The sequence below is a fragment of the Acinetobacter lwoffii genome, assembly GCF_019343495.1.
GTDB classification, from domain to species: domain Bacteria; phylum Pseudomonadota; class Gammaproteobacteria; order Pseudomonadales; family Moraxellaceae; genus Acinetobacter; species Acinetobacter lwoffii_P.
The window spans coordinates 1-20,427 of sequence record NZ_CP072551.1 but is presented as its reverse complement, the minus strand read 5'-3'; the positions used below and the strand labels follow the sequence as shown (position 1 = coordinate 20,427).

General features: G+C 37.0%; 15 protein-coding genes, 5 pseudogenes and 1 other annotated feature. Of the genes and pseudogenes, 12 read left to right on the top strand and 8 right to left on the bottom strand.

Annotated elements, in window-relative coordinates; genetic code table 11:
• The first annotated feature begins 2 nt into the window (after window positions 1–2).
• On the top strand, window positions 3–227 hold the full coding sequence (locus J7649_RS17040; RefSeq protein ID WP_476760503.1) for a DUF4113 domain-containing protein: 225 nt from the start codon (window positions 3–5) through the stop codon (window positions 225–227).
• Here the strand turns inward: J7649_RS17040 and J7649_RS15585 are convergent.
• Window positions 210–581: a hypothetical protein gene (locus tag J7649_RS15585; protein ID WP_219310212.1), complete on the bottom strand. Its 372-nt coding sequence runs from the start codon at window positions 579–581 to the stop codon at window positions 210–212. The two genes, J7649_RS17040 and J7649_RS15585, sit on opposite strands and share 18 nt — an antisense overlap.
• Before the next feature lie 276 nt (window positions 582–857).
• Between J7649_RS15585 and J7649_RS15580 the strand changes: the two genes are divergently transcribed.
• Window positions 858–1,181 carry a plasmid mobilization protein gene (locus J7649_RS15580; RefSeq protein ID WP_219310211.1) on the top strand — a complete coding sequence of 108 codons (324 nt, stop codon included), beginning with the start codon at window positions 858–860 and terminating at the stop codon, window positions 1,179–1,181.
• The gene (locus tag J7649_RS15575; RefSeq protein ID WP_219310210.1) at window positions 1,178–4,045 is read left to right on the top strand and encodes a relaxase/mobilization nuclease domain-containing protein; all 2,868 of its coding nucleotides are present in this window, start codon (window positions 1,178–1,180) and stop codon (window positions 4,043–4,045) included. Before J7649_RS15580 ends, J7649_RS15575 begins: the two co-directional genes overlap by 4 nt.
• 106 nt (window positions 4,046–4,151) lie before the next feature.
• Here J7649_RS15575 and J7649_RS15570 read toward each other — a convergent pair.
• Window positions 4,152–4,911: pseudogene (locus tag J7649_RS15570) on the bottom strand (IS5-like element ISAba31 family transposase).
• Between the two features lie 293 nt (window positions 4,912–5,204).
• Window positions 5,205–6,377, bottom strand: coding sequence for a replication initiation protein (locus J7649_RS15565; protein ID WP_004647771.1), 1,173 nt, complete (start codon window positions 6,375–6,377; stop codon window positions 5,205–5,207).
• Between the two features lie 857 nt (window positions 6,378–7,234).
• Between J7649_RS15565 and J7649_RS15560 the strand changes: the two genes are divergently transcribed.
• Together J7649_RS15560 and J7649_RS15555 are read left to right on the top strand one after the other, a co-directional pair.
• On the top strand, window positions 7,235–8,008 hold the full coding sequence (locus J7649_RS15560; RefSeq protein ID WP_004647772.1) for a ParA family protein: 774 nt from the start codon (window positions 7,235–7,237) through the stop codon (window positions 8,006–8,008).
• Window positions 8,009–8,021: 13 nt separating this feature from the next.
• Window positions 8,022–8,933: a ParB/RepB/Spo0J family partition protein gene (locus tag J7649_RS15555; protein WP_103801007.1), complete on the top strand. Its 912-nt coding sequence runs from the start codon at window positions 8,022–8,024 to the stop codon at window positions 8,931–8,933.
• 49 nt (window positions 8,934–8,982) lie between these two features.
• On the opposite strand, the pseudogene J7649_RS15550 reads toward J7649_RS15555, so the two are convergent.
• Window positions 8,983–9,697: pseudogene (locus J7649_RS15550) on the bottom strand (IS5 family transposase).
• Window positions 9,698–10,586: 889 nt separating this feature from the next.
• Here J7649_RS15550 and J7649_RS15545 point away from each other — a divergent pair.
• Both J7649_RS15545 and J7649_RS16950 read left to right on the top strand, forming a co-directional pair.
• Window positions 10,587–11,276 (top strand): GntR family transcriptional regulator, encoded by a 690-nt coding sequence (locus tag J7649_RS15545; protein ID WP_004647775.1) that lies wholly within the window; start codon window positions 10,587–10,589, stop codon window positions 11,274–11,276.
• Between the two features lie 316 nt (window positions 11,277–11,592).
• Window positions 11,593–12,090: pseudogene (locus J7649_RS16950) on the top strand (IS4 family transposase); the annotation flags it as partial.
• A 19-nt stretch (window positions 12,091–12,109) separates the two neighbouring features.
• Here J7649_RS16950 and J7649_RS15535 read toward each other — a convergent pair.
• Window positions 12,110–12,283: a hypothetical protein gene (locus J7649_RS15535; RefSeq protein WP_004281965.1), complete on the bottom strand. Its 174-nt coding sequence runs from the start codon at window positions 12,281–12,283 to the stop codon at window positions 12,110–12,112.
• A gap of 315 nt (window positions 12,284–12,598) precedes the next feature.
• Between J7649_RS15535 and J7649_RS15530 the strand changes: the two genes are divergently transcribed.
• Together J7649_RS15530 and J7649_RS15525 are read left to right on the top strand one after the other, a co-directional pair.
• Window positions 12,599–12,760, top strand: a complete 162-nt coding sequence (locus J7649_RS15530) for a hypothetical protein (protein WP_219310242.1) — start codon at window positions 12,599–12,601, stop codon at window positions 12,758–12,760.
• A gap of 575 nt (window positions 12,761–13,335) precedes the next feature.
• A protein-coding gene (locus tag J7649_RS15525; RefSeq protein WP_219310209.1) for an IS3 family transposase occupies window positions 13,336–14,555 on the top strand; the annotation gives its coding sequence in 2 pieces (ribosomal slippage) (window positions 13,336–13,612 and window positions 13,612–14,555; 1,221 coding nt in all).
• Window positions 13,611–13,727 (top strand) — a sequence feature (AL1L pseudoknot). (Overlaps the previous gene by 117 nt.)
• 39 nt (window positions 14,556–14,594) lie before the next feature.
• On the opposite strand, the pseudogene J7649_RS15520 reads toward J7649_RS15525, so the two are convergent.
• A pseudogene (locus J7649_RS15520) lies at window positions 14,595–15,392 on the bottom strand (zinc-dependent alcohol dehydrogenase family protein); the annotation flags it as partial.
• Window positions 15,382–16,377: a zinc-dependent alcohol dehydrogenase family protein gene (locus J7649_RS15515; protein ID WP_151676294.1), complete on the bottom strand. Its 996-nt coding sequence runs from the start codon at window positions 16,375–16,377 to the stop codon at window positions 15,382–15,384. The gene J7649_RS15515 and the pseudogene J7649_RS15520, both read right to left, overlap by 11 nt.
• Window positions 16,378–16,845: 468 nt before the next feature.
• Between J7649_RS15515 and J7649_RS15510 the strand changes: the two genes are divergently transcribed.
• The 3 genes and pseudogenes from J7649_RS15510 to fghA form a co-directional block, all read left to right on the top strand.
• Window positions 16,846–17,121 carry a metal/formaldehyde-sensitive transcriptional repressor gene (locus J7649_RS15510; protein ID WP_001133624.1) on the top strand — a complete coding sequence of 92 codons (276 nt, stop codon included), beginning with the start codon at window positions 16,846–16,848 and terminating at the stop codon, window positions 17,119–17,121.
• Window positions 17,122–17,142: 21 nt separating this feature from the next.
• Window positions 17,143–18,255 carry an S-(hydroxymethyl)glutathione dehydrogenase/class III alcohol dehydrogenase gene (locus tag J7649_RS15505; RefSeq protein WP_219310208.1) on the top strand — a complete coding sequence of 371 codons (1,113 nt, stop codon included), beginning with the start codon at window positions 17,143–17,145 and terminating at the stop codon, window positions 18,253–18,255.
• A 228-nt stretch (window positions 18,256–18,483) separates the two neighbouring features.
• Window positions 18,484–19,245 (top strand): annotated as a pseudogene (gene fghA / locus J7649_RS15500) (S-formylglutathione hydrolase); the annotation flags it as partial.
• Window positions 19,246–19,250: 5 nt separating this feature from the next.
• Here fghA and J7649_RS15495 read toward each other — a convergent pair.
• Window positions 19,251–20,410 (bottom strand): IS3 family transposase gene (locus J7649_RS15495; RefSeq protein WP_219310206.1). Its coding sequence is split into 2 segments (ribosomal slippage): window positions 19,251–20,176 and window positions 20,176–20,410, totalling 1,161 coding nucleotides; the frame shifts between segments, so codons are not numbered across the junction.
• Between the last annotated feature and the right edge of the window lie 17 nt (window positions 20,411–20,427).

Here is a 20,427-nt window from a genome sequence, read left to right as displayed (position 1 = left end):
ATATGAAGCGGGTTGGTTTAGACAATATCTTCATGGATTCACTCGAGCAGATACATGGTAGGTTCGGCAAAGCAAAGCTTTCACTCGGTGCAAGTATGTTACCGAACAGAGCCTGGAATATGTCTAGAATTAAGCTGACACAGAATTATTTCAGTTGGGATCAATTGCTTTGTGTGAAGCAATTTTTATTGATTACTTCACACCATAATTTATTTTTTCTTCTTTAAAAACTCTTTTAAAGTTTCCTCAGTAATACCCACAAAATTGTTTCTTTTTAGAAAGTCTAGTACTTCTCCGGTTGTTGCACCAAGACCAAAGAGTTGAAGTAAAGTTTTCTTATGCTGAGTAAGCAATTGATTCCGTGTAATGGTCTTTTCATTCAATTCTTTTATATAACAAAGAAGAATGTTTTCAAAGTTTTTAGAATCATTTTTGCTATATATTTTTTGATTCTTCTCAACAAGTTTTGAATGCTTTTCTTCTTTTTGAACTTTATCTTCAAAAGAATTATCTGTTGAAAATTTAAGACTTTTGTCATCCTGATTTTCACTATCGAATTTTAAAATACTCTGATCTTGCATTAAATTTTTTCCTGAAAATAAATTTACAAGATCATTATTCGAAATATCTACTTTGAGAAAAATGGCAAAATATGACCCTTTTTTGATTTTTAAATTACTGAAGAATGTAACTTTTTGCGCTAAGAAAAAAAAGAAAAAACAAGCATGATTTTCATCATCTTCAGTTCATTCATTGACCGCTAAAAATATACAGGATGGGACGATGTATATCACATCGTCCATTTCACAAATCTCGAGCTCGCTCCGCTCGGTCTCAATTTGCATACAGTAGAAAAAATGAAAGACAAATCATTAAGAAAAAAACAAATCATTATTCGCATTACAGAAGATGAATATCAACAGATGAAGAATGCCTATGAGACGTTGCATATGAGTCAATCGGACTATATACGCTTGAAAATTTTCACTGATGCTCAGCCCAAGTTTTTAGATCAACGAAACATTCATGCTGTGAGAGTCCTCGGAATTATGCTGACAAAAATTTTGGAAAAACTCAAAGATACACGACTCATTTTGAATGAATTAGAGGAAATAGAACAGCTCATCACTGAGATCAAAATGACTGTGCGTAAACTCAATGATAGATTGGATAAAGTATGATTATTAAAGTCATTCCGAATATGATCGGGTCTTCAGTAGAAGAACGGGTGACTGGATTATCGGATTATATTCACCATCCGAAGCAGACACGTGCTCACCATTTGTCTGAATATATTCATCAGCTTCATCCTGGTTTTGATGAAAATTTACTCTCTGAAAAATGTGTCTATTCAAACTCGAGAAATTTTTTAGATGATGATCCTCACTATCAAAAAATAGAAATGTCACAAACGGCCAGTTTGAACTCTCGTGTGATTGACCCAATCGTACATATGGTCGGAAGTTTTAAAAAATTTGAAGTTCCAACCACTGAACAATTAGAAGAACAAATTGATATTTTGGTGAAGCATCTGGGTGCAGAAGAACTGCAAATGCAATATGCAATGCATATAGATACAGACAACGTGCACTTTCATTTAATCGTCAATAAAGTTCATCCCTACAAAAAAAATAAACACAGTGAAAATGAAGCTATCGATTTAGGAGGTGGTTGGATTTATAACGCTGTACATCGAGCTGCTGCAGAAATTGAAGCCAAACAGGGCTGGGAACCAGAGCCTAATCCAATGTTTATCTATAAGCATGACACGGGACAATGTGAAAAAAATCCAGATTATTTACCTCAGCCTGATGCTGAAAAAATTTATTCAAAAATTAGAGATCAAGAATATCGACATCAACAAAAAAGTCGAATAAGTAGTGAAATCGCAGAGTCAACAAACTATCAATACGATATTGAACGTGATATTCAGCAGGTAATGAGCAGTGCTAAAAACTGGCAAGACTGGCACCAACGATTAGCCAAAATTGGAATTTTGTATGAAAAAAAACGCAGTGGTAGTATTTTTAAAATTCAGACAAATGAAAAACGAACACTCACCTTTAAAGCCTCTTTATTTTGTAATAAACAAGTCACTCTAAAAAGCTTAGAAAAACAATGGGGGGATTTTACTCATCATGATGTCGATCACAAAATAATTCCTCTAATCAAATTAAGTGATACTGTTCAGCACGTGCAATCAGCAAAAGCGACGCTACATTCTTACCATTTATTTAAAAATGAAGATTTTCTAGTTAAAGATCTTCATGACATTTATCTAAAACTAAAAGTAGAAAAAGATTCAATCAGTAAAAATCGTAAAAATGAATATCAAGAAATTGTATTTGAAAATGAAATTTATAAGCACAATAAAAATTATTTTTTAAAACAATGGCAGCAGAAATTTCCAGAGCAATCATCTGATGTCATTTCTACTCTGCTGCATTACCAGCACTATGCTGATCAAATAAATTCAAGAGTATTACAAAGAGAAGAATATAACGATCAACATAAAAGCTTGAGTAAAGAGACATCTGAAGCACTACAAAAAAACTTTTCACTTTCTCCAAACTTTGATTCCTCGAAAATAACGTCTTACCCAGATTTTTTAAAACTTTTTCCCCTCTCACATCACTTGGTTATGCAACAACAATTTTTATTTGATCAGCGTCAATCTAAAAATTTTATTTGCCAAGATAACCCTAAGATTGAAAAAGCAAAAATCCTCTTTGATCAGAATGAACCGATAGCCATTCAAAATAGATATGGGATCCTGGTGTTCAGTAATTATTCCGTGACCCGACTACAACAATGTATAAAAGCACTTGATTCTAAAAAGAAAGGAACGCTCAGGGGTACGTCGGAATTTAAAGAATTGTTCCACGCCACTGTAAAAGATCTCAAAGAAAAAGAACAGATTATCGACACAAACCATGAGAGAGTATTACCAAGTTTCGAACGTCTTTCTCAAAACAATATCGAGTCGTGTTTTACTGAACTCTTTAAAAAATTTAGATCCACGCACACAAATCAAAGTACAGCCATTATTAAAACTTGTTTGCTCTTAAATTGTTGCGGTTTACCAATGGAGTCACTGCAATCAACATTAAAAAAATGTGTTGATGAAAAGAAGTTGCCTGATATTAATAAGCAAGATCAGGATCTCCTCATGCTTAGGATCCAAAATCTGATTTATACTCAGCATAAAGAACTAAATAAGCAATATTTCAATTCATCTGAGATTGAACAATGTTGGCAACTTTATTTTAATCTACATATTTCTCCACTCAAGCAGCCAAAAGAACAAAAGCACAACTCTCAGTCTTCATCTTCAACACTAGAATTAGAGCTCGTGCCTAAGGTTGAGAAAAAAAGAACAATCAAACTTCCTGAAAATTTAGCTGAATCTGAGTTTGAGCAAATGCTGCAATACTTTGAATACACTCGAAGACTCAAGCTTCAGAAAAAACAAGAAGGAGAACGCTTGAATACATTAGAATCTTCAAAGAAAATGTCTACATCTCATCAGCAATCCCAAATGACATCTCTTTTTAGAAAAGACTATGTAATCGAATACAAATTTGGACAAAAATTTTATCTGGACCAAAAAAAAGTTGCATTTTTTGAAACGAAAAACACATCAGAAATTACAGTTGTTAGTCATCAACATGAGCATATCCGTGATGCTTTATTCCTAGCGAGAGCAAAGTTTGGTGTTGTTTTAGTTTTTGGAACAGATGAGTTTAAAAAGCAAGTACAACAAATTGCTGATTCAGAGGATATCAAAATTAAATTTGAAACTACCCTTCAGCAAAAAGTGAATACGTCAATTGAGAATAGTCCAGCTGTTGATTCGGCTGCTAAAAATGACAGTGCTTCACCAAAATCTCCAATGAAAGGATTAAGTTTAGAACCTAAAGATCCTAGTATATTAAATAAGGAAGATAGAGCTGATAATTTCTATAAAAATCAATCGGTGCAATCAAGTGGCAGTCGCAAAGAGTCCACGCCAGAAAATAGTTACAATTACGGACCTAGTTTTTAAGACAATTGCCTAAACAAATTTTTATGCAATTTGAATCATAGTTTATAAAAATAGCCTAAGAATTATACTTAGGCTAAATCATAAAAAGATTAGGGTCTGTTGACATTTACTGTTCATAATTAACCCTATAAAGGTAGCCATAAAAATATACAGGCTAAAGCAACAGAACTTTGATAATTTCTTTTGAGCTTGTCATATCGAGTAGCTATTCCTCTAAATTGCTTTAATCTACAAAACATATTTTCAACTAAATGCCTGATTTTATATAAATACCAGTCCATATGGTCATTGTTCGATTGGCTATTTGTTTTCTTTGGTATATTCGCTTTAGTCCCTGTTTTCCTGATCTGTTCACGCAGTGGTTCTGAATCATAGCCTTTATCTGCACATACCACTTTTGTCTCTTTTAAATCTAATGTTGATATTAAATCAGGTGCAACTTTAACATCATGTGTGGTTCCATCGGTAATCATGAAATCAATAGGATTGCCATGTGCATCAACAATCAAATGTATTTTTGAGGAGTTTCCTCCTACACTTTTAGAAATAGATTGATTCGCTATGCCGGCAGAATGTTGATGAGCACGTACATGAGAGCCATCAATAAAAATCCACTCCATATCGGGGCATGAGGCTAGTAATTTGAATAATCTAAGTAACTTACCGCTGCTTGACCAACGATTAAAACGTTTGAAAATAGAGTTTGAATGACCAAAACAACAAGGAATATCTCGCCACGGACAGCCTGTTCTAATTCTATAGAGAATAGCTTCAATAAAATTGCGTAAATTTGAGTTGTGGTGAATGGATAAATTACGCAGAATAACTTTCAACTTTTGCCAGTTATGAACAGTAAATGTCAACAGACCCTAGTTATTTGTAGTCATAAATTTAGTCCCCACTTGTTTTTAAGTAGGGACTAAATTAAGGCTTATAGGATGAGTTCATAAGGTGTGTTCAGCGAACGCTTACGTTTTGAATAGATTTAAGAAATTAGGCAGACCTCATACCCAAGTTGTCACTTGAATTTGGATAACTTAGGGAAGATCTATCTCTAAAGCCTTTATGCAACAGAGTCGTTTTTATCCTAGGGTCCTTACCACTTGTATTCTTTACGAACATATATCTAAAAAAGTGTAGCAAGTTGCTACACTTTTCGCTAGATCAGCTCTTTACCAAAAATATCATTCAGTCTTTCACGAATACTTTGAACGAATTCCGGATTGTTTTTAAGTTTATGCTTCATATTTCGTTTAAAGTCATTCAGCCCCATACCAATTTCAGCAAAATCCATTTGGAATAAAGTGTCATTAATGACAATATTTGCTTGAGAGTCAGTGAGGCATCCTACTTTTTTAAACCACTTCTTGAACTGCTGATAATTTTCATCATTATTAAAAATATACCAAGAACGTACATTCGTATCGAATTTAGCCCCTAATTCTTTTACGGATGCATTGTCTTCAAATGGAACATCAAGATAGATTTTTTCGATCACTGCAATTTCATCCAGTGCCTTATCAGCAATCCGATGATGCAGTTTAAAATTCACACCTACAATTGGACGGCCTTTCTTAACGGTTTCATACTCTAATTGTAGATCTGTATTTTCGTTAATTTCTGCCACTATTTTGTCTAATACATAGCGTCTAAAATCTACCCAGCGATCATATTTGGTTTCATTAATATCAATCAGTGCTTTCAAGTTTTCTAAAAGTAATGGCACTTCATAACTCTTTTGATTGGCGTACTTAAATTCGTTTTTAATGAAATAAGTATAAAGACTCATACTGGCAACAGAATCTAGGGCAAAAAGATGTTTTAGCTGATAGGTAGTAAAATTACCCCCAGCCAGTTGAGTGAAATACGGCAACACCTCACTAGTAAAACGAATCTGAATCGCATTTTTAGAGTCATCTTCCCATCTTAACTCACGGATAATGGGAACGACAGAATGTACTTTTTTAGTCTTTCTCTTACCATTATCAGCAGGCTCCTCAATAATAAAATGAGCTACCCGGGATGAAAGCTCTTTATAGATCCGATCTATTGCAACATTAATTGAGTTACGTTTATTTAATCCTAGTAAATCTGCCAAATCATCCTTATACAAATAAATATAAGTTTGTTCGGTAATTTCACCATCTACCCTATTTTTCTCACTATAATTCGCAACCGCCATTGCATATAGAAGTGCCTTATATTCATTGGATGACAACTCGATTGGGCGAATTAAGCGGTTACTGGTACTGACAACGCCATTATGGCGAATGTTGCCTATACAGTAGGGAATATAATTCGTTTCTTCTTGCAATGGTTCAGATTCTGTCATAACCGTGATATTTATAATTTGACTTAGTTTTTATATACAAAAGTGGAAAAACTTTCAAGACTTTCACCACAAGATTCTAAAAGTGGAAGGTCCGTCATCAAAAAAAAGCGTTATTATCCGGTTTTTTGCCTTTAAAGTGGAATTAAATACAGTATTTCCACCCTACAGTGACAGACCTTCCACCTTTAGCCCCCGAAATTACAGTTTAGAATGACTATTTTTACTTTTTTCACCCACATTCAGATAGGTTAAGTTAAATAGAAACCCTGATGTGACAAGGCTTCCACCTTTCAGTTAGATTCGAAAGGTATAACTGCACATATAATCATCAGGAAATATCCAATAAAAACAGATTATCCACAGGTTAAGAATATACAGTGACAACCCTTCCACCTTTAAGGCTTAGTTACGAGACTTTATTAACATATTAAATAATTGTTTTTTAAATTATTTTTAAATAAAAATAGCGGTTTAAAAAATAGCAGTGACAAACCTTCCACCCTAGTGACAGACCTTCCACTTTAGAGTGACAAAGCTTCCACTTTAGAGTGACAGACCTTCCACTTTAGAGTGACAAACCTTCCACTTTAGAGTGACAGACCTTCCACTTTAGAGTGACAAAGCTTCCACTTTTAAAACTCTAAGCATTTGTTTTATATAATAAAAATACACTCTTAATTATTAATTAGCTAAATAACTAATTATTCTAATTATTAATTAAGCTAGCTTAGTTAAAGATTTATTTTTAAGCTGTTTTACATCTGAACAAATAGGATTTATAAATTTTAAAACTATAGTAAGATGAGTGAAAGTTATTTATATTACTAAACATTCAAATACGGAAGCATCTGACACGCATGTCTGCAAAAATTATTACTGTTGCTAATCATAAAGGCGGATGTGGCAAAACAACGACTGTTGTGCACCTAGCCTCAGAACTTGCCAATCTGGGCAACAAGGTTTTAGTCATTGATTTAGATCCTCAAGCAAACGCAAGTTTACACATTGGGATCCAACATCCAAGCGAAATTGTTGTGACTACAGCAGAATTACTAGTGGGCGATATTTCGTTGTTGGCAGATGCATTACAAGAAGAAACGAACTTTGAAAAAGTATCATTAATTTATGGTTCCTTGAATTTAGGAAAAACTGAAGACCAACTAAAAGAAGAAGCTCCCCGTCCTTCTGAAGAGTTAAATATCAAGTTAGAACTGTTAAAAGATCTTTATGATTTTATATTGATCGACTGTCCACCTAGTCTTAAATTATTAACCAGCAATGCCCTGGCATCTTCAACACATGTCATTATTCCTATCGAATCCGGATCACAATATGGATTGTATGGGGTAACAGATCTTTTAAATCATCTTGAAAAGATCAAACGTATTAATCCAGATTTAGAGCTTTTAGGCGCTTTACTAATTAAGCATGATGAACGTCAGAATGTCTGTAAGCTGATTCGGAATGAAGCCTTAAAACAGGTAGGAAAACTTTTAGAGACCACCATTCCTCAAAGTACTAAAGTTAATCAAGCAGCGATTCTGCAACAATCACTTTTGAATGTAGAAAAAAATTCAAAAGTACGTAAGGCTTTTGAAAGCCTTGCCAATGAAATTGTAGCTAAAGTTTAAACCTGAGAGTATTATGGCAAGCACCAAAGAGCTTTTAGCTCAGAAACTGAAACAGAATACAGAAAAACATCAGCAAGCACAGAAAGACAATATTAGAGAGCTGAAAGAGTTTAGACGTAATGTTCCTATTGAGGATATTAGCCGCAGTCCAAACCAGCCGCGTAAATTATTTGAAGAGTCACAATTAAAAGAACTGGCGGATTCCATTAATGAAGTCGGTCTGTTGCAGCCCATTACAGTACGTAAACTTGATAATCTGAAATATGAACTCATTGCAGGCGAGCGGCGCTTACGGGCGCACCATTTACTCGGCAAGTCTGTGATTGAAGCGATTATCATTGATGCGAATAATGTAGAAGCATCTTTGTTAACCTTAGCAGAGAATTTAAAGCGTCAGGACCTGACAGATTATGAAATTTTTATTGGCCTGAACTCACTTGATGAGAAGTTAAAGAAAAACAAGCAACGTTTAGCCAATTCACTGGGTTTAAATCGCGAAGATATGTACAAGTATTTAGCATACGAAAAACTGCCTCAAGTAATTTTAAATGACCTTGATGTGGAACCAGGCCTACTAGGTCGTACTGCTGCAACTGCATTCAAAAAATTTCTGTCGGATCATATAGAGCAACTTTCTGAGGCCGAAAAGGCTTTGCTAGGGGCTTGGGAAAAAGTAAAAGACAAAAAACTAGAGCAAAGTAAAGTTACTGCCTATGCTGAAAAAATATTGAGTCAGGATCCAGGAAAACTGACCACAACATCTGTGGTTAGAAAAATTGAATATGCAGGTAAGATTGCGGGGAATATCAAACTCAATCAAAAACAGCTTAAGGTTTCTCTGAATATCTCGGAAATTGACGAAGCTAGTCTCTTACAACTAGAAGATTTTTTAAAACAGCTTATTCAGAAAAGTGAAAAAGTGTAGCAAGTTGCTACACTTTTTTTGACAATCTCAAACTAGGACGTGTTATCAATTAAGCCAGAAAGATCGCTGATAAGAAGTTTTGAGCCAATTTATCATAGCGTGTGGCAATAGCATGATATTGTTTGAGCTTGGCAAAAAAATTCTCGATCAGATGTCTTGCCTTGTAGATATGTCAATCATAATCACGCTGATCAATAGAATTACTTTTCGCTGGCATCACAACTTGACCCTTCGCCTCTAAAATTAGATCAATGACCCGATCCCTGGAGTTGTAGGCTTTATCCATAAGCCAGGTCTGGCTCAACGATAAGTCCAGCAACACATCTGAACCGTTTAAGTCATGAACCTGCCCATCCGTGAGATAAAATCCTGTCGGGTTGCCTAAAGCATCAGTACGGGCATGAATTTTGGTGCTTAAGCCCCCTTTACTGCGCCTATTCGCCTGATTTCCTCCCAGCGCTGTGTTGGTAAGCACGTACAATGGGGTGCAGTCTAACATCACATATTCATTGTCACGGTCATGTGACAGCACTTCAAAGACTCTCTGCCACACACCTGTTTTAGCCCAAAGACTAAAACGAGTATGCACTACTCTAAAATCACCGAAGCGTTCGGGTAAGTCTCGCCACGGGATACCTGAACGATAGCGCTTCAACAAATAGTCGGTTATCTTTGGCCGTTACTCCAACAGTACCCATTCGTCCAGGTAACAGATCTTTAACCTGTTCCCACCAATCATCTATTAATGCATAGCGTTTATTCATGAAGAAATTATGAGGACCGGTAGGATTTTCTCAAGCTAATTGATGACACCCTAATTCAAAATAAAAAAAGGTTTTTAAATATTATTTCTATAAGTCAATGTGACATTGACTTATACCAGGTTTTAATTGACTCAGCTTAGATAGTGTATGGGGGCCTAAAAAATTAATTAATTTATGTCTATAGAAAAAATAGAAATAAATGTTCATATATCAATGATATATGGTTGTTTTTTATAATAAATAGCCTAAGCAATTATTAGTAAATATATGTTTTTTGGATATGGTATAATTAGCTAAAAATCCAGACATCAGTGGTAAATTAAAATAAATCTTAAAATATGCCAGCCTTAAACCACAGCTTTAATTTTTGCCTACAGACAGCAGCCCAAGACGTTACCTAGTGTCACGTTACGGAACCACACTCAGTGAGCTTGCCGAATTCAACAGATCTAGAGATCTTAGTATATTGCCCTATAAATCCCATTTTCTTAAAGATTACCTTTAGATAGTCAAAGGCATTCAAGTGTACAGATAGGGACTGTGCCAGGAAACGTGCTAGTATGGAGGTGGGCAATAACTGCTTAGAATCAAGGTACGTGATTTTCTCAGTCGACTATTACGAATAGCCGCCATTTGGTAGATGCCTTTTAGTTAGATTGAACCGTCACCACTCTCCTAGACAAATTTAGTCTATTCTTTTTGCATAAATGATAACATTATGAATGGACAACGATATTCTCTCAGAATCACGTATTAATCATGCTGCTAAACATTCTCATTAAAACAAAGGAATGCATCTTTTTACTGATCGTACCTTGTTTTTAATTTTCCTCTGTTCTTTAATTTAGTACTATCTTTATCATTTATGAGCACTCACTGGATTCACTGAATGAAGTATATGGAAATCAGAGATTTGATTGAGGCTGAATTGAAAAATTATAGTTCTAATCAAATGATTCCATCCGAACGGTACTTGGCATTAAAGTTTGACTGTTCAAGGGAAACAGTGCGTAAGGCCTATGAACAGCTTCGTGCCGAAGATAAAATTTTCAAACGGCAAAATCTCGGCTGGTTCGTGAGTAATAAAAAAATTCAATATTCTCCAAACTCAATTGAAAATTTTCGTTCTTATATGAAGGCACAGGGTTTTAATGTCAGAACTGAACTAATCTCGACCAGACAGTTGGAGCGATTGGATCACAGTAATCTTTTTAGTGAAGAAAATCGTAAATTGGGCTTTATTGAAATTATTCGTTTACGTTATGCTGATGATGTACCTGTACTTCTAGAATATAATTATTTACCTGTTGCGCTGTTTCCAAATGTGCTGAATTATGATGTGATTACTTCGGTACAAGATGTCATTAAAAATCACTTTCATTATAATTACACGAGTAGTCAGTTAAAAATTAAAAATACCGGTGTGTCTCATTTTGAGAGCCAGCACTTAGGTATTCCTTTAAGTCAAACCGCCACTTATATTGAACGTATTTCAAAATCAGATGATCTAGTGATTGAATATGACATCGAAATCTGGTCACAGGACAAAATTGAAATGACCTTAGATATTCAAGCATAAGCTTATATTTATATCCTGCCCATTCAAATCCTAAGAAGTTAAATGGTTTTAGGATTTTTTTTATTTTCTTAGATTAGCATTAGACCGCCTTCATAAATCATTCTTACTCAGTTGCAAATTATAAATTCCAGCAACTAGATTGAATCTCAAAAGGGGGGCGTTTAGCTCTATTGCGATAACGTTCTGAAAGCATTTTGAAAGTTTTTAGACTGCCAATCCATACTTAATTTCTATTCTTCTTTATTGATTTCCTGATTATAGATTTTTAGTTCAGGATCCAGTTTACAGCGGCTTTTGGCCTCTAATGGCAACAGGGTATTGGGAAGCGCGTTTGATTGAGGTTAAGCAGGCAGGGAAAATTAGACGTTATATCACTTTATTAATGGACCCAAAGACATATCCACTGATAGGCTTGGCGAAGCTTTATGCTCAGCGCTGGGAAATAAAAATGTGTTACCGAGAAATCAAAAGTGATTTACAGGAGGGCAAGCATTTGAGGAGCAAGCAACCTGATTTAGTTTATCAAGAATTATGGGGGGTATTGCCTATAATATTCTAAGAAGACAATGAAACATATGGCTCAACGTGCAAAAGTCAGTCCTTTGAGAACCAGCTTTCATATTGCATCTATTGGCATTCTGAATATATTAAGATTCGACTCTTTAGACTCCGCAGGTAATTTACCTAAACATTTAGAAAGTTTACTGGAAAAATCTAAGAGATATGTTTTGCCTGAGAGGGAGTGAGGAGTTGCCCACGAGTTATGAAAGGGACACCACAGAAATACCCAAGAAAATGCCAGTCAATTTCTTAACTGACCGGCATTCCTTTAATTAAGGGCTTTCAGATGATTCAGATTTTTTGTCTTTCTCATTTCCATAATCTAAAGCAACCTGTTGTGCTTCGGCGGCGGCAGTTGCTTCTATTGGAATGGATTCATCTGCAATAGCTACTGTTCCAGTAAATCCAAATAAGCTCAGGATTAGAATCTTTGAATACTTTTCCATCTGAATTTCCTCTATGTTTCTAAAACTTAATTTCAGTGTAGAGGCTAAGTTTAAATTCCGATGTATGAGCTATGTCTGCGTATGTAAGATATTCAGGATCCAAGTTATAGAACCTTGGGTTTAGGTAAGAATACTTATCGGATGAGTTTTTTTTGTAGCGTTAATTGGCCAAATACAGACCGATTTTCTTAAAAATCTTTTATAGCGAAGATAATTTAATGGCAAATTATAAAAAGAGCATAGCAAATGGTCAACTGCGGTAATCCCCCCTACAATAAAATCCAAGAAGACATAAACAATATGGAACCAGGTACGATGAAATGGATCAGCAATAATATTGAGTTAAATGACATGCGGGGTTTCCATACTTTCTTATTAAGTTTAGAAGAAGAAGGTGGTGTTGATATGATCGCAGTAGGTCATGAGTCTTATACAGGAAATCGCCTAGTACATAAGGTTAAGTTTGAAAAGAATTAGCACCTCCTTTGAGAGATTTTTCTTTACCAGCCTTATTTTTGTAACATCCAGTAATTTTTTTGTAACATTATTGTTATTTATTGTTCACTTTGTTTATTATATAAAAGATGAAAGGTGGAGAATTTAAGATTCTCACTAAGGTCGAAGCCATTGTCATTTCACTAATGGTAATTGCATTAATACTCATTATTTATGAAATGGGACAAGGACTTAATTGGACTTTATAAATGCTTTCTCAGCTTAAAAAAAGTTCTCAATTGATGGCATTAATTTATTTATCAGAAGTTTCAGAATTTTGATCTTATGCTTGGCTGACTAAAGATGAATAATATCTATATTGGTGATATTGTTTACCTAGTTTACGGTAGTCATCCAATGATGGTTGAAAAATTGCACGATAATTTAGCTACTTGTATATGGTTCAGTGATAAAAAACATTTTTTCCGTAAGAATTTTCCCTTAAATATCTTAATAAAAAAACGTAATTCAACAAAATATACCTGTATAGATTAAGCTTGAAAATTATGAACCGTACCGGGTTTGTCGGAGAGTCAATATTCTGAGAGACTATCCCGATGACAAAATTAAAATATACCCCTGAAATCAGAGAAAGAGCGGTTCAATTATTGATTGAATCTGAAAAAGATTATCCTTCTACTTGGGCTGCAATCACAGCAATTGCGCCTAAGATTGGTTGTACTCCTGAAACACTTCGTGCCTGGCATCAAAAGCATTTAGATCAGCAAAATCCTATTAAAGTACAGCAGCTTTCAGACCAAGAACGTATCAAACAACTGGAACGCGAAAATAAAGAACTGCAACGTGCGAATGAAATTCTACGTAAAGCAGCCGCTTTTTTCGCCCAGGCGGAGCTCGACCGCCCACACAAATAATGGTGGATTTCATCCATAACAATAAAGACTTATATGGTGTTGATGCGATTTGTAGGATTTTACCGATCGCAGCTTCAACCTATTACCGGACTCTAGATCTCTGCGAAAATCCAGAACATCGAGCAAAGCGAGATTTACATGACTTGCATCATGCTGAGGAGATTAAACGAATTTGGAAGGAAAGTTCAGGTCGGTATGGTGTACGTAAAGTCTGGCAAAAACTGAAACGTGAAGGCTATATTATTGCACGCTGTACTGTTGCTCGATTAATGAAAAAGCTAGGTATACAAGGTGTTTGGCGAGGTAAGAACAAACAAACCACCCGTAGCCGAGATGATCAAAAACGAGCGAATGATTTAGTGAAACGTAATTTTAGTGCTGATCATCCAGATCAGCTGTGGGTCAGTGACTTTACGTATATTCAAACCAAGTCAGGTTGGGTCTATACCGCATTTATTATTGATGTGTTTTCACGAGCAATTGTTGGATGGAAAGTATCAACACGTATGAATACAGATATGGTGCTTGATGCATTAGAACAAGCTTTGCATGATCGAGGTATGCCAAAGAATGTAATTCATCATTCCGATAGAGGTGTGCAATATCTTTCCATTCGCTATACCAATCGTCTAGAAGCAGCAAATTTACGAGCGTCAGTCGGTACAACTGGTGATTCATACGATAATGCTTTGGCTGAAACAGTGAATGGCTTATACAAAACAGAGGTGATTGAATATTTAAAAGCAGATTGGCAAGGTTTAGCGGATGTACAACTTGCGACACTCAACTGGGTAGATTGGTTCAATAAAGAGCGTGTACACAGTGCATTGGGTTACAAGTCGCCTTTTGAGTTTGAAGCAATGTACTATGATAAGATTAACCCGTTAGGTCAGGTGGCCTAACTTAAATAAAAAAGTCTCCGACAAACCCGGTACGGTTCATAATGCAACTTTAAGGGGAAATGGTGTGATCTCCGGGCTAAGTGCACCATGCATAACCATAGTTCCTCCCACAGACATCGCTTTTGCAATCTGTTCAATATGAGGCCCTCCTACAGCATCGAAGGCGACATCAAGATGTTCTCCACCTAAACGTAATACAAGCGCCTCATACAAATCTGGTTCATCTTCAGTGGCTATAACATTTTTAACACCGAGATCCAGTAAACGTTGCTTTTTCTCTATCGTCTGTGTACTTGCAATGACCTTAGCTCCCGCTGCTTCAGCTATCTGTATCGCAGCTAGTCCTACGCTACTTGAAGCTGCTGTGATCAAGATCGTTTTTCCTTTCGAAACTCCACCAGCATGGATTACACCACCCCAAGCCGTCAAATACTGCATCCAGATTGAAGAAGCTTCTTCCCAGCTTAAACTATCGGGTTTGTGAACTAAAAAAGTTTCTGGAATCAGGAGCTTGTCCGCATATGTCCCATATTTGGCTAGATTGTCAGTCGGAAGAATCGATACTGCATCTCCTGGAGAAAATTGGCGTACACCTTCACCTATCGCAAGAACTATGCCTGCTCCTTCATATCCGAGACGAGAAGGGAATACTGCCTTTTGAATATAATTACCACGCCGAAACATTACATCAGCCCGGTTGAGTCCGATCGTTTTCATCTGGATTAGAACTTCTCCTGCTGCTGGTAAAGCAACAGGAAGTGTTTCTAATGTCAGAACATCTGTATCTCCAATACTATTGAAGCGCCAAGTCTTGGCCTGAAGTGCGTTAAATGACATCAATCACGACCTTAATATTGGCAGAGCGATCTTGAACAGCATCATGAGCCTCAATCGCTTGGTCTAGAGTAAAATGACGAGGATCAACAATAGGACGCAGTTTACCTTCCTCAACAAGACGAGTCGCGATCTTAAGGATATCACCATGATGAGCACGGCGATTGCCTGTTAACATCGGCATTAGGACGAATACGCCAGACACTGTGGCACACCGTAGAGATGAACTCGCTAAATTATGATTACCAAATGCAGCACAGCTGGTAATGTGGCCATAGTGAGTTGTCATGGAAAGTGAAGCTTCGAGTACTGGACCACCCACAGTGTCGTAAACAATGTTAAAACCTTGACCCTCAGGGCTTGCAGCAATAATGTCATCGGAAGATGCTGTTGTGTAATCGAGAGGTGTTGCACCGAGTTCTGAAATCAGTGATTGATCAGCTGTACGACCAGTCGCCCAAACATTTGCATCAAGTGCTTTTGCAAGCTGAACAACCATATAACCAACGCCACCAGCACCACCCTGAACCAGTACAGTTTGCCCTGGTTGGACCTTCGCATTATCCACTAAACCTTCCCAAGCGGTGAGGAACGTCAATGGTAGTACTGCTGCCTCACGCATAGAGATATTGCGTGGCTTTAATGCGATCAGATCGGCATCTGCTACAACATATTCTGCTAAAGATCCTTGAAGACCACGAACGCCACCAATCAGACCGTAAACTTCATCTCCAACGTTGAAGTGGGTGACACCTTCACCAACAGCAGTGACAACCCCAGCCATATCTGTTCCCAACACGGCAGGAAGCTCTGGCATAGCATATGGTGCTTCACCAAGACGAATTTTATAATCAATAGGGTTTACACCACTAGCATGAATACGTACTAGAACTTGCCCAGCCTCTGGTTGAGGTATAGGCAGTTCTACACGTTTAAATTCATGATCACCAAAATTTTCTAAGATAAGAGCATTCATCATCTTATTCATAATTGTTCCTTATTTTTTAACTGGGGGATGATGTGCACAGTACCAAAGTAAATTAATCCAATAAATGATATTTATAGGATTTAATAATTCCTTAATAATGAATAATAAATATCATCCGCTCACTAAAAATATTCTATTAGAGTCTGTAAAGGCAGTTTAATCTAAACTTTCGGTAGTATTTTCAAGGCTTGAAACGTTCAAAATATCTACAAGGTGGCTAAAATTTAAAACATAATTCTAAAAGGTCACAGCATTACAAAGAACATGAGACAAAATAAAAAATGGGAGCTAAAAGTCCCATTTTTTTGTGACTTTCGCATAAGCTCTATGATGTTAATTTAAAAAAAACTAAAAACAGGAATAGAAAATTTTCGCTAAAGAGCTTTTTGATTTTCGATTTATAAAAAATATTGCTTTTTTTATACTATGGGGTAGTATAGTATTAATGCTAGCTAATAAGGAGGTCTGATGCCTAATCAGGTTGAAGACAAAAAAAAGATTCTTCTACGCGTCAGAAAGATCAAAGGTCAGACGCAAGCGATTGAAAAAGCGTTAGAAGACAATGTGGAATGTGGTGCAATTCTGCAACAAATATGCTCTGTGCGTGGTGCTATTAATGGTTTGATGAATGAAATGTTGGAGGTTCATTTAAAGGACACTTTAGTATCAGGTGAAACCACAGAACAACAACGAAAAGAAGAATTGGCTGAAATCGCCAAGATTCTAAAATCATATTTAAAATAGATCTGTATAAGGAATTATTCCATGAAGTCACGTGCTGCCGTTGCGTTTGGTCCTGGTCAACCTCTTCAAATTGTTGAAGTTGATGTTGCACCACCGAAGAAAGGTGAAGTATTAATTAAGATCTCCCATACCGGTGTGTGTCATACAGACGCATTTACTTTATCTGGCGATGATCCTGAAGGTGTTTTTCCGGCTATTCTCGGGCATGAAGGTGCTGGTGTTGTAGTTGAGGTTGGTGAAGGCGTGACTAGCATCAAACCAGGTGATCATGTTATTCCACTTTACACTGCTGAATGTGGCGAGTGCGTATTCTGTAAATCTGGAAAATCGAACTTGTGTATTTCCGTTCGCGAAACTCAAGGTAGAGGCGTAATGCCAGATGGCACCACTCGTTTTTCCTACAATGGTCAACCGATTTACCACTATATGGGCTGCTCAACGTTCAGTGAATACACGGTAGTGGCAGAAGTATCATTGGCTAAAATCAATCCTGAAGCCAATCACGAACATGTCTGCTTACTAGGTTGTGGTGTCACAACGGGTATCGGTGCAGTACACAACACGGCTAAAGTACAAGAAGGTGATAGTGTTGCGGTCTTTGGTTTAGGTGGTATTGGTTTGGCAGTCGTACAAGCCGCACGTCAAGCTAAAGCAGGGCGTATTATTGTGGTTGACATGAATCCAGATAAATTTGCGCTGGCAAAAGAGTTTGGTGCAACGGACTTCTTGAACCCTAAAGATTACGATAAACCAATCCAGCAAGTCATTGTCGAAATGACTGGCTGGGGTGTAGATCATTCATTTGAATGTATTGGCAACGTGAATGTAATGCGTGCAGCCCTTGAAAGTGCACACCGTGGCTGGGGTCAATCCGTAATTATTGGTGTAGCTGGCGCAGGTCAGGAAATCTCTACCCGTCCATTCCAACTGGTTACTGGTCGTAAATGGCTAGGTTCTGCCTTTGGTGGCGTAAAAGGTCGTACGCAACTTCCAGGAATGGTTGAAGATGCCATGAAAGGTAAAATTCAATTAGAACCATTTGTGACACATACGATGGGCTTGGATCAGATCAATGAAGCCTTTGATCTAATGCATGAAGGTAAGTCAATTCGTACTGTAATTCATTACGAATAATTGCGTCAGACCTTATGCTTTTCCATGCATGTGAATCATGATTGACATGCATGGAATCCTCTAAAACGGTACATTATCTGTAAAACAGATCTATCTGTGTAGGCATCGTGTATAGGTTCAATAAACCTGCCTACATTTTAATTCTTTATCACTATTCTCTGTGGAGAATGTCAGACTCTTTGTTTACTTGATTTCTCATGAAGTCTTGCTCAACATAGGTAATTGATTATGGAAATAATTGAGAAACATGCTTCTTTTGGTGGATCGCAACAAGTGTATCGCCATCAGTCAATAGCATTAAACTGTTCAATGAAATTCTCAATATATCTGCCACCTCATGACAAAGATGAGCGGTTGCCAGTTTTATATTGGTTATCAGGACTGACTTGCAACGAACAGAACTTTATTACTAAAGCCGGAGCACAAAAGTATGCGGCTGAACATAAAGTCATTATTGTTGCACCAGATACTAGCCCACGTGGAGAGGATGTACCAGATCATGCAGATTATGATTTAGGCCAAGGCGCAGGATTCTATGTGAATGCAACACAAGCACCCTGGTCACAGCATTTCAAAATGTATGATTATATTGTGGAGGAGCTCAGAAATCTGATTGACCTGAATTTTCCGACCAATCAAGTCCAAAGTATTATGGGGCATAGCATGGGTGGTCATGGTGCATTAGTAATTGGTTTAAAAAACCCTGAGCTGTATAAAAGTATTTCTGCTTTTGCACCAATTGTTGCACCTAGCCAAGTACCTTGGGGGAAAAAGGCTTTTACACACTATCTAGGTGAAACCGAAACTTTATGGAAAAGCTATGATGCGATTGAATTAATCAAAAACGCTGAAGTTCATTTACCTATTTTAGTCGATCAGGGAACAGCTGATGATTTTCTTGAAGAACAGTTAAGGCCTAAGCTTCTTAGTGATATTTGTTTGGAACAAGAATATCCTCTTACACTTAACCTAAGAGAAGGGTATGACCATTGATCCTAGACAGTATCGTGGACAACCAGCCCCTCTAAACTTTTAATATATTTCTGTTCAAAGGCTTCTGGACTTAACCAGCCGTTTGCAGAATGTCTTCTGACTCGATTGTAATAAATTTCAATATAGTCAAACAAGACAGCATTCGCTTCTTTTCGAGTCGAAAACACACTGCCATGTACCACATGACCTTTTAATGTATGAAAGAAGCTTTCAGTCACTGCATTATCCCAACAGTTTCCACGTCTAGACATACTCTGAGTACAATCATTTTTCAGTAACAGCGCTCTAAAATCACGACTACAGTACTGTGAGCCTTGGTCCGAATGAACCATAACACCAGTTGGATAACCCTGACGAGCCATTGCATAGTTAAACGTATCACACACCAACTGGCGGTCTATTCGATGGCTGGTTTGCCACCCCACGATACGACGGCTAAATAAATCTAGCATCACACATAAATACAACCAACCTTCTTTAGTGCGGATATAGGTAATGTCTGTTGTCCAGACTTTATTAGGCTGAGTAACTGTAAATTGGCGATCCAACAAGTTGGGTGCTGTAGGCAAACGATGGGTTGAATCAGTCGTATGCTTGTATTTACGTGCAATCCTGCTACGTAAACCAAGCTTTTTTAGCATCCTTCCAATAGTACGTTCGCTCATGTTGTAACCTAAATCATGTATGTCATGTACTAATGAAGGTGCACCCAATCGTGCATGATGCTGCCAATATACGGCTTTTAATTCATTATATTTCTGTGCCGTATTGGCTTGACGTTTTCGCCAGGCATAATAGCCTGAAGTGCTGACACCTAGGTATTTACAGGCAGAAGATACGGTGACTTCATTCATATCTAGATCTTGAATTACCGTGTACTTTTCTTGGCATGATCTGTTAGAAAGTACACATGCGCTTTTTTTAAGATGTCATTGGCTTCCTTGAGCTGTTTGACTTCTTTCTCTAATTCCACGATCCGCTGTTGTTCTGGTGAAAGTTGACGTTTGCTTGAACCTGCCGGATTGGTTTCACGAATCCATTTATCTAATGTTGAATAACCCACACCTAATTTCTGGGCGATTGCAGCTACAGACTCGTGTGAGTTTGAAAGTGCATAATCAATCGCTTGCTGTTTAAATTCGGGACTAAAACGTTTAGCCATTTCTTGAATCTCCAAAG